This is a genomic window from Martelella alba (assembly GCF_006516955.1).
Classification (GTDB): domain Bacteria; phylum Pseudomonadota; class Alphaproteobacteria; order Rhizobiales; family Rhizobiaceae; genus Martelella; species Martelella alba.
In genome coordinates this window covers 1-10,252 of record NZ_VHLG01000030.1, presented here as the reverse complement: position 1 = coordinate 10,252, position 10,252 = coordinate 1, and the positions used below count along the sequence as shown (strand labels likewise).

Here is a 10,252-nt window from a genome sequence, read left to right as displayed (position 1 = left end):
TATGCTACAAGGTTTTTGCTGTCTTTGGTTGATAAAGGCCGCGTACGATTTCGCACAGTTCTTGTTCTGACCCCATCTAGACTTTGGTCCGCAGCTAGCGGGATACGGGCAGGGACGGGAGCAAGCCGCGTCTCTGTCCTGTCCGCCGGCTGCGGACGATCCGGAGGCGGCCCGGATTCAGTGGTTGCGTCATGCATGAGATGCGAAGATCAGCCGGTGAGGGCGATGTCATCCATTTGCTGGTTTCGGGATTGAACGTTTGCCGGGAGGCGCCTGTTCGACCTCTCTTTGCCGTCGAGCAGAAAACCGCTGGCAAAATTGGCATTCGCTGTTGATATGTTATTACATTACGTTTATGCAAAAGCTCCGTAATCACCCACGGAGTTTTCTGAATTGCTGCCCCTTAGCCAGATCCTGGAAATGAATCTGTCCTCCGCCCCAGTCGTGCGGCGGGCCCGGAAATGCCGAGCAATGTCGCATGCGGATTGATCTGGCAGGCTTTGCCCGTGAAGATGCCATTGGCGACCATCAAGCCCTGATGCGGCTGGTTGAGCGCGCCGATGCTTATGGTTATGGCGGCATCTGGTTCAACGAATTTCATTTCCGCCGCGACACCAACGCATATCCCTCGACACTCCTGCTGGGGGCAGAGATCCTTGCCAGGACCGAGCGTCTGCGGTTCGGCACTTCGGTGCTCGTCCTGCCGCTGCATCACCCGCTTCTTCTGGCTGAACAGGTCGCCCAGCTTGATTTCCAAAGCCAGGGGCGCGTGGATGTCGGTGTCGGGCGGGGAACGGATCCCGCAAGTTTCCGGGCCCTTGGCCTTGGCGAGGCGGTGATGAAGCAGCGATTTGAAGAAGCGCTTGGCATCATGCTCATGGCCTGGCAGCAGCCCTCAGTGTCCAGCGATGGACCGGGATGGCACTTCTCGGATGTTGCCGTCGGGCCGCCGGTGGTCCAGCGTCCCCATCCACCAATCTATATTGCAGGGGTTTCGGATCAGACCATCGACCTTGCTGCCCGCAAGGGTTTTCCGCTGCTGTTAAGTCTTGAACCGAACGAGGAACGCCAGCTTCCGAGGTTCCGTCAGGCGCTCGCCCGTCACGGCGGAGCGCCTGACGCGCTGATGGCATCATCGCTTTCGCGCTACATCATCATCGCCGAAACGAAGAAGGCGGCCTCGGCGCAGATAGAGCGGTTCATGGAGCGCATCAACGCGCGTCGCAATGCGCTCGCCAGAATGCGCGGTGAGGAGCCGCCGGCGCGGCGCGGTCTTCAGGAATTGGTAGACGGCTACACGATCTTCGGCACGCCAGACATGTGCCTCACGCAGTTGCAGGCGCTGAGCGCGCAAAGCGGCGCACGGTCAATTCGCCTGATGTTCAGCGGAAATGGTCTTCTGCCGCTTGATGAGGCGGAAACCGCCATGTCGCTTTTTGCCAGAACCATCCTCGCCGAACTGACCACCAGCCACGATGCCGGTGCTGAGCTTTCCGAATGCCTTCGGGCATAAGCATCCAGGAGATTTCCATGACATTCTGCCACGTCCGCAAAAGACTTCTTGCCGTTGTTTCAATGACCTGTGCAGCACTTGCTCTGACAGGCCCGGCGATCGCCGCGGATTTTCCCTATGTCGATGACAATTGCGGCATTACCAATGTCTATGAAAAGGCACCTGAACATGCCGTGACACTGAGCAATAATGCGACGGAGCTGATGCTGGCCCTCGGCCTTCAGGATCATATGGCCGGGACGTCCTATATGGCGGCTCTGAAGATTTCGCCGCAATATAGCGAGGCCTATAACGCGGTTCCTGTTCTTTCGCCGCTGGTGGCCACCACAGAGCAGCTGGTCGATGCCAATGCGGACTTCGTCTATGCAGGCTATCCCGATGGCTTCAGCGAATCGCGCCATAGCCGCGCACAGCTGCAGGACCTGGGCATGAAGACGCATCTCAATCCGGAAGGCTGCAATCTCGGAAAATTCGGTTTTGACGGCCTGTTTGATGAGATTCGCTCCATCGCCGGCATCTTCGGTGTTCCCGGACGTGGTGATGCGCTGATTGACGCGATTTCGGAGCGTCTTGATGCCATTGATGCGAAACTGGCAGGCGCGGATGCCGTACCGGTCTTTATCTTCAATGGCGGCGAATCCGCGCCCAACGCTGTTCTCGGCAATGCAATGCTTTCGGATGTCGTCAAAAGAGCTGGCGGCCGGAACATCTTTGGCGATGTCGACAATCGCTTCGGGCAGGTTTCCTGGGAACAGGTGGCTGATCGCAATCCCGAAGCGATCGTTGTCTTCTATTCCGGAACGGCGGGCGGCAAGGTGGTCGCCGATCCGGACGCCGCGCTTGGACAGGCGCGCATCGACATTCTCAAGGCCACACCAACCATTGCCGGAACGAGTGCGATTGAGAATGGGCAGTTCATCCCGATCAGTTCCGTTCTCGGTCAGCCGGGACCAAGCTCGATCGACGCCGTGGAACGTCTCGCCAGGGCTTTCCACCCGGACGTTTTTGCCGATTAAGCGGCTGGACGGCGGTTTTCGCGCCGCCGTCTTCTGAGGCAAGGTCAGAAACATGCCATCCACCCAATACGATATGGCGAAACAGGATGAGCAGGCTGCGCTAATGCAGCTGCTGCGCACAGCGGAAATGACGCCGACGCAGCAGTGTGCCAGCCTTCTGCAAAGGGCCTCCTTTCCGGATCATGGCTCACGCATCCTGGTTTCCGCCATTCTGTTGCTCGCTGTTCTGCTCGCTGTCATCTGCATGGCCGGGCTGATGGTTGGCTCCGTCCGTATTCCGGCTGGAACAGCGCTTTCTATCCTTGTCCATGCGCTCGGCGGCGACGCGCTGATCACGGCTGACTGGCGCGCAAGCGCACAGACGATCATCCTTGAGACGCGGCTGCCACGCGTGATCATGGCGGCGTTGGTTGGCGCCAGCCTGAGCGTTTCCGGCATGGCCATTCAGGCGCTGGTTCGCAATCCGCTGGCCAGCCCCAGCATCCTCGGCGTTTCTTCCGGTGCGGCAACCGGCGCCGTTATCGTCATGCGCTGGGGGCTGATCGGACTGGGCACCTTCACACTGAATATCGCTGCCTTCCTTGGCGGTCTTGGCGCGCTTGCCATCGTTTTTGCCATCGCCCGGGCAGGCGGCAGCCTGACACCTGGCCGGCTGATCCTTGGCGGTGTCGCCCTGAGCGCCGTCCTGTCCGCCTTTACCAGCCTGCTGGTTCTGACGTCGCCGGATCCGCAGCTGGCATCACGGGTTCTGTTCTGGACGCTCGGCGGCTTTGGTTCTGCCCAATGGAAATTGCTGCCGCTGCCCTTTGCCGCACTTGTCATTGGTCTTGCCTACCTCCTGTTGCAGGCGCGCCGGCTGAATTTGCTTCTTGCCGGTGATGAGAGCGCCGAAGCATTGGGCCTCGATGTTGAGCGGTTTCGCCGGCGCATGTTCGTGCTGATCGCTGCCATGACCGGTGTGACGGTTGCTGTCTGCGGCGTGATCGGCTTCGTTGGCCTCGTCATGCCGCATATCGTCCGTTTTATGGTCGGCACAGAGCATCGCCGCGCACTTCCTGCAGCCGCTCTGCTCGGCGCGAGTTTCACGGTTGGCGCGGATCTTGTCGCCCGGTCCATCATTGCGCCGATCGAACTGCCCGTTGGCATAATCACGGCCCTTGTAGGGGGGCCATTTTTTATCTTTCTGCTCATCAAGAATGCCGGAAGTGAACGCGGATGATCCTTCCTGCAACCCTATGTCTGAGAGAGATCCGTTTCTGTGCAGGTGAGCGTTGTCTGATCGATGATGTCAGTCTTGATGTTGCCGCCGGCGAGATCATCGGCCTTCTCGGGCCGAATGGTGCCGGCAAATCGACACTTCTTCGAACCATTTACGGCCGCAACCGTCCAGACAGCGGTCAGGTGCTTATCGATGGTACTGACGCCTGGACAATGCCGCGCCAGTGGGTCGCCCAAAGGGTCGCCGCGGTTCTGCAGGACATACCGACCGATTTCGCGCTGAGAACCGATGATATCATCGCCATGGGCCGCGTGCCGCACAAGGGTTTGCTGGCCGCTGACAATGCGCGCGACCGTGCTCTGATTTCAGCGGCCATGACCTTGCTGGAGCTTCAGCCGCTGCGCAAACGTCAATTTCGCACGCTTTCCGGCGGCGAGCGCCAGCGCGTGCTTCTGGCCCGGGCATTGGTGCAGCAGCCACGCATTCTCATCCTGGATGAACCCACGAATCATCTCGATATTCATCATCAGTTGCGATTGCTGCGTTTCGTAAGTGGTCTTGGCATTACCGTGGTCGCGGCGCTTCACGATCTCAACCTCGCATCGATGTTTTGTGATCGTCTCTGCCTTTTGCAGGCTGGCAGGCTTGTTGCCAAAGGCACACCGGAAGCGGTGCTGACCCCGCAGCGTCTCGGGGAAGTCTACGATATAGATGCAAGCATTGCCCGGCATCCGAAAACCGGTACGGTCTGGGTCATTCCATACTAGGCCCTTCGTTCAGCAGCCTCAGTGCCGTTTCACACGGCCGGAGCATCATCATGAATGGAAAGCCGCGCCCTCTTGCAGGCGCGGCTCCTCTTTCGTCTGCGTTCGGTGCGAGCCTATTCAGCAGCAAGCGGTATTGCCCGGCACTTTTCAAAGCCATCAGTGATGATGTCACGCGGCAGGTTACGGCCAATGAAGACAAGACGGGTAATCCGTTCTTCGCCGTCCTTCCAGGGGCGCTGGTGATCGCCCTCGAGCAGCATATGGACGCCCTGGACGACATAGCGGTCATCGTCACCCTTAAAGGCAATGATGCCCTTCATGCGCAGCATGTCGATGCCGAAGGCCTGAACCGTTGACTGAAGCCAGGGAAAGAACTTGGCCGGATCCATCAGCTGGCTTTCGACCAGAGAGAAACTTGCGACATGATCATCATGCTCGTGGTCATGTTCTTCTTCCAGAAACTCCGGTTCGACCTCAAGAATGCGATCGAGGTCAAAGGCCTTTCTGTCGAGCAGGCTCGAAATATCGAGATTGCAGCGCTCGGTATGGAGAATGCTGGCCGTCGGGTTCAGCCGCCGGATACGCTCTTCCGCTGCAGCCAGTGCGTCTGCGTCCACAAGATCAATCTTGTTGAGAATGATCGTATCGGCAAAGGCAAGCTGTTCCTGCGCCTCATGGGCGTGGTCCAGTTCTCCCAGCAGGTGTTTCGCATCGACAACGGTAATGATGGAATCGAGCCGCGTTTTCTTGCGGACGTCCTCATCGACAAAGAAGGTCTGTGCAACGGGTGCGGGATCGGCCAGGCCCGTGGTTTCGATCAGAATGCCATCAAAACGATTCTTCCGTCGCATCAGGCTTTCGAGGATCCGGATCAGGTCTCCGCGAACCGTGCAGCAGATGCAGCCGTTGTTCATCTCGAAGACCTCTTCGTCGGTATCGACAACCAGGTCATTGTCGATGCCGACCTCGCCGAATTCGTTGACGATCACGGCAAATTTCTTGCCATGAGGCTCGGTCAGAATCCGGTTGAGAAGGGTTGTCTTGCCAGAGCCAAGATAGCCGGTGAGCACGGTAACTGGTGTCGGAACAATGTCCGTCATGTTCTAACCTCGCAATGTTGCGTCAAAGCTCAATGGCCGCACCCCGAACGGGCGCCGCCTTTATCCATCTGGATATGTTATTACGTTACGTTTTCGTTGACAAACGTAATAACATTACATAGCCAGTGTTTGTCAATGGTGTGGTGGCAACGGCGTCGCGTTGAGCCCGTCCTTCGCCGCGCCAGTGACACGGATGCTCTCCAGCGAAGGAAAGCCCTTGAAGCATTTTTATGACCCGGTTCCGGTAACCTTGCTCACCGGCTATCTTGGTGCAGGCAAAACCAGCCTTATCAACATGCTCGTATCGGACCGGCGCATGGATGGGGCTGCGGTGATCATCAATGAGTTCGGTGAGGTTGCCATTGACCACGATCTGGTTCGCCAGGGATCTGAACGCTATTTCCGCACAACAACCGGCTGTCTGTGCTGCACGGCCACAAGCGAAATCAGAGTGTCGCTCTTCGATCTGCATGAGGCGCGTATGCGCGGCGATGTTCCACCGATTTCGCGGGTGGTGATTGAGACAACGGGACTTGCCGATCCCGCGCCCATCATCAACAGCCTCATTCCCGGTGGGGCGCCGGCGCTTGGCCTGCGCGATCATGTCGTGGCGCGCCATTTTTATCTTGAAGGGGTGATGACCGCTTTCGATGCCCTTCATGGCCGCACGACACTCGATGCCTTTCTCGAGGGATGGAAGCAGCTTGCGTTTGCCGACCATGTCATTTTGACGAAAACGGATCTCTGTGACGTGGACGGTGACCTGGTGCGTGTGCTTTCAGTCCTTAATCCGGTCGCAACCTTCCATGACAGCCATTCCGAAAGCTTTGATCTCGTCGCACTTTTTGGATCGGGCCAATATTCGCCATCGGGCAAGAGCGAAGACGTCATCGGCTGGCTGGCCATGGAAGGGCTGAATGATCACGACAATCACAGCCATGATCCGAATCGTCATGGCGATGAGGTCATGGCTCTTTCTCTGACAAGCGAGACGCCACTGACGCCGCAGGGACTGACGACCTTTCTGAAGGTCCTGACCGAATACCGCGCTCAGGGCCTGTTGAGACTAAAGGGTATCGTTCAACTCAGTGATGATCCCGATCGGCCGATGGTCGTTCATGCGGTGCAGCACCGTCTTGACCCCCTTGTCAGGCTGGATGGATGGCCTGGAGAAGATCGCCGAACGCGCCTGGTTCTCATCGGCATTGATTTGCCGGAACGCCAGATTCGCGAACTCTTTGCCGTGATCACCGCAGCTCCGAGGAAAAAGAAACACGCATGAGCCACAGTTTCATCAATCCGCTTGCCCCGCGCGGCCACAACATTGTCAATGCGGCATCCTCGATCAAGGAATGGACCAGAGCCGCATTGTCGCTCGACGACAGCGACATTGTTTCGGTCAACGAACTGGCATGCCATCTTCCGGGATGTCCGCCGAAGGAGGCCGTGATCCTGGTGATGTCCGGTTCCGGCTCCGTTCGCAAGATCTCGATTCACAAGGCAATCGTGGATGTCCGCGCTTGTGATCTATGTGCGGCGCTGGAAGTATCGCAGCCGTGAGTGACCTGCTTTCCGCGGTCGTCATCCGGAGATGATCACGCAGATGCAGCGCACGGGCGCTGCCGCACGCTCTGCAGCAAAACAAAGATCAGCGGTATGGCAAAGACGAATGCGCTCGCCAGGGCGATCATGGGATAACTGAACCCATTTCTGATCACCATGCCGCCGACGACCGCGCCCAGACCATTGCCAAGATTGAAGGCGCCGATATTGACAGAGGAGGCCAGGCTCGACATTCCCTCTGCGGCGGACATGACGCGCATCTGCATCGTGGGAACGAGCGCGAAACACAGGCCGCCCCAGATGAACAGAAGCAATAGGGTCGGCGCAAAGTGCCCGATGGCTGCATAGAGCAGGATCAGAACCGCAATCAGCCCGACAAGCGTTGCGATCAGCGTTATCTGCAGGGATTTATCCGCCGCGCGACCGCCGAGCGCATTGCCCACTGTCATGCCGAGCCCGACAACGACCAGCGCCAGCGTGACCATGGCTGTGGAGGCTGCCGTCGCATTTTCCAGCATGGGCGCGATATAGGTGAAGACGGTGAACTGCCCGGTGGACGTGAGAACGGTCATGCCAAGCGCGAAAAGCACCGGCCGTTGCATCAGGACACGGACTTCTGACATCGTGTCGCCCTGCTGTTCCGCGGGCTGATGCGGCAGCGCCCGCAGCAGCGCGAGCACCGTCAGAATGCTCAGCGCGACGATGACCAGAAACGGAACGCGCCAGCCGGCGGCCTCGCCGAGATAGGTCATCGCCGGTACGCCGGCGACATTGGCGACGGTCAGCCCCATGAATACCGCAGCAACGGCCCCGGCCTGACGGTCAGGGGCCACAAGGCTGGCGGCCACGATGGCGCCAACACCGAAAAACGTTCCCTGGCAAAGGGCGGTCAGGACGCGGGCGGCCAGCAATACGCCATAGCTGGGTGACATGGCCGCAAGCAGGTTTCCGAGCGCCAGGATCAGTGCGAGCAGGATCAGAATCCGGTTGCGGGCCATGCGCCCGACGGCCAATGTCACCAATGGCGCAAAGATCGTCACGCCGAACGCGTATGCTGTGACGACCAGTCCCGCATTCGGAATGCTGACATTGAGGTCGCTTGCGATCATGGGCAGCAGGCCCATTGGCGAGAATTCCGTCAAGCCGATGGCAAAAGAACCAAGCGACAGAGCCCATAAGGCCGGATTGAATTTAAGGCTGTTCATTCTTGTTCCCTTCTGCCCGGTGATTTCTGCCGAATACAAGAACAGGCATTGGCCTGCATATGGACCAGCGGCGGCGAAAGGATTAGACCGTCTGATCGCAATCCACTTTTGAGCATGAGGCAAAGATGGCATCGAGTTCTGACCGGATGCGCGAGATGGAAGTCTTTCTCTCCGTACTGGAGGAGGGAAGCTTTTCGGGGGCGTCACGACGGCTTGGAATGAGCCCGTCCGGGGTCAGCCGAACGGTTGATCGGGCGGAAAGCCGACTTGGCGTGAGACTGCTGACCCGATCAACGCGTTCGCTGAACGTGACGCAGGAGGGGCACAGCTTTGCCATGGTTGCCCGGCGGATCATCGCCGAACTGTCCGCAGCGGAGGACGAGATTTCTGCCGGCAGCGGCCCGTCCGGGCTGCTGCGCGTTTCTGCCGCCGTTTCGCATGGACGGCTGCGGATCGTGCCGCTTCTCGAGGCATTTTCGCGGCTCTATCCGGCCGTTCAGATCGATCTGACGCTGACAGATCTGCTCGAGGACCCGGCGCAAGGCGCGACGGATGTGGCCATTCGTTTCGGCAACCTTCCCGACAGCAACCTGGTTGCCCGCAAGCTTGGCGAAGAGCCTATGGTTGTCGTGGCGTCGCCAGCATATCTGAATGCGCGGGGCGTGCCACGGCATCCGGGCGACCTCAAGGCCCACCAGTGTCTGCTTTTCAACTTCGACCAGGGGCGGTCACGCTGGCCGTTCACCGAGAATGGCCGACGCATCGCGGTGCAGGTTAGTGGAAACTTCCAGGCCAATAGCGGGGAGGCGCTGGGCATGCTCGCAGTATCGGGGCTCGGCATTGCGCGGGTTGGTCGCTTCGCCGTGGAGGCGGAGCTGCAGACTGGTGCCCTGTGTGAAGTTCTCGCTGCTTATGCCGCCCATGACGATCATCCGGTTCACGCGCTCTTCGTTGGCGGCGCTGCGTTGCCGGGCCGGGTTCGTGCGCTGGTCGATTTCCTGTCGGAACGGATGATGTGATGATGTATAGCGCGGCCCCCCCGGCAAATCTCAAATCGGATTTTTCACCAATTCTTCGGGATCGGAGAAGAAAGGTTCGTGGCCGCTATTCATGCCTCGAAGATCGGTGATTTCTGAGGATGCGGCCATCTCTGACTGAAGCGCCAAAGCAATGATCAGTCCTTCATGCGGCATGAACCTGCGGCGATATTGGAGGGCAGCCGCTTAGAAGGGGTGCCGCGATGTTTTTTCGCTCAAGCCAGACAGTAGACTTGTCTTCGGTTGATCGGGGCGCCGGGCCACCATGATTGATGCTATGGGAGCGCGCTGCACGCCCAGCTACGGATTCTCCGACGCGTGGCAGAAAGGCGCAGACATAGACAAGGCGTCTGAACAGTTCTGACGCAATCGATCTCTCGCGCTTTCGGACCAATGACCTGCAGAGAAACCTCATCAATAGGGGTTTTGTCAGAGCCGCTGCCAGGCCGATCCATGAGTTCGAGTCGATGACTGGCGTTTCTGTGATGATCTGCTGTGCCGCTCCAAGCTGATCCGTTCGCGGTCCGCTCCAGAAGACACGGCAAACGCCGAAGCTATACCACGCTGCGGGACACGCATTTCGATGTTGGTGTCCAGTGTGCAGCGCTGTTTGCCAAAGCCTTTTTTATCCGGGTCGTGGTGTCGGCAGGTGCGATGGGGTCTCGCTGGGGCTCGCAGTCCGTTGAAGTGGGACGATCCTGGCGAACGCGGGTGACGTATCCCTGAACCAATGGTTCGGATGGCATTGCCAACTTGTTGCTCCCACCTGGATTTGGTAGGTCGTTGAGATGTCTGAGCGTCTCGATTTGCCGCGCCTTAAGGGCTTCCGTTT

The 10,252-nt window shown here is 58.8% G+C and carries 9 protein-coding genes; 7 read left to right on the top strand and 2 right to left on the bottom strand.

The genetic code is table 11. From position 1 onward, the window contains the following. Positions 1 to 478 precede the first annotated feature (478 nt). The 4 genes from FJU08_RS22255 to FJU08_RS22240 are packed head-to-tail and all read left to right on the top strand — an operon-like array spanning position 479 to position 4,515. Positions 479 to 1,513: an LLM class flavin-dependent oxidoreductase gene (locus tag FJU08_RS22255; RefSeq protein ID WP_141151236.1), complete on the top strand. Its 1,035-nt coding sequence runs from the start codon at positions 479 to 481 to the stop codon at positions 1,511 to 1,513. 17 nt (positions 1,514 to 1,530) lie between these two features. Continuing rightward, positions 1,531 to 2,529 (top strand): ABC transporter substrate-binding protein, encoded by a 999-nt coding sequence (locus FJU08_RS22250; RefSeq protein WP_235890954.1) that lies wholly within the window; start codon positions 1,531 to 1,533, stop codon positions 2,527 to 2,529. Positions 2,530 to 2,581: 52 nt separating this feature from the next. Continuing rightward, a complete protein-coding gene (locus tag FJU08_RS22245) occupies positions 2,582 to 3,748 on the top strand; it encodes a FecCD family ABC transporter permease (protein ID WP_141151235.1) in 1,167 nt (388 codons plus the stop codon). Next, on the top strand, positions 3,745 to 4,515 hold the full coding sequence (locus FJU08_RS22240) for an ABC transporter ATP-binding protein (RefSeq protein ID WP_141151234.1): 771 nt from the start codon (positions 3,745 to 3,747) through the stop codon (positions 4,513 to 4,515). The genes FJU08_RS22245 and FJU08_RS22240 overlap by 4 nt, the downstream gene beginning before the upstream one ends. A gap of 113 nt (positions 4,516 to 4,628) precedes the next feature. Here the strand turns inward: FJU08_RS22240 and FJU08_RS22235 are convergent, their stop codons facing one another. After that, a complete protein-coding gene (locus tag FJU08_RS22235) occupies positions 4,629 to 5,615 on the bottom strand; it encodes a CobW family GTP-binding protein (RefSeq protein WP_141151233.1) in 987 nt (328 codons plus the stop codon). A 217-nt stretch (positions 5,616 to 5,832) separates the two neighbouring features. Between FJU08_RS22235 and FJU08_RS22230 the strand changes: the two genes are divergently transcribed. Continuing rightward, a complete protein-coding gene (locus FJU08_RS22230; protein ID WP_235890952.1) occupies positions 5,833 to 6,897 on the top strand; it encodes a CobW family GTP-binding protein in 1,065 nt (354 codons plus the stop codon). Then, complete coding sequence (locus tag FJU08_RS22225) at positions 6,894 to 7,175, top strand: hypothetical protein (RefSeq protein ID WP_141151231.1); 282 nt, start codon at positions 6,894 to 6,896, stop codon at positions 7,173 to 7,175. Before FJU08_RS22230 ends, FJU08_RS22225 begins: the two co-directional genes overlap by 4 nt. 35 nt (positions 7,176 to 7,210) lie before the next feature. Here FJU08_RS22225 and FJU08_RS22220 read toward each other — a convergent pair whose 3' ends face one another. Beyond that, a complete protein-coding gene (locus tag FJU08_RS22220) occupies positions 7,211 to 8,383 on the bottom strand; it encodes an MFS transporter (protein WP_141151230.1) in 1,173 nt (390 codons plus the stop codon). Between the two features lie 125 nt (positions 8,384 to 8,508). On the opposite strand from FJU08_RS22220, the gene FJU08_RS22215 reads away from it, so the two are divergent. Further along, positions 8,509 to 9,402 carry a LysR family transcriptional regulator gene (locus FJU08_RS22215; RefSeq protein WP_141151229.1) on the top strand — a complete coding sequence of 298 codons (894 nt, stop codon included), beginning with the start codon at positions 8,509 to 8,511 and terminating at the stop codon, positions 9,400 to 9,402. The last annotated feature ends 850 nt before the right edge of the window (positions 9,403 to 10,252 follow it).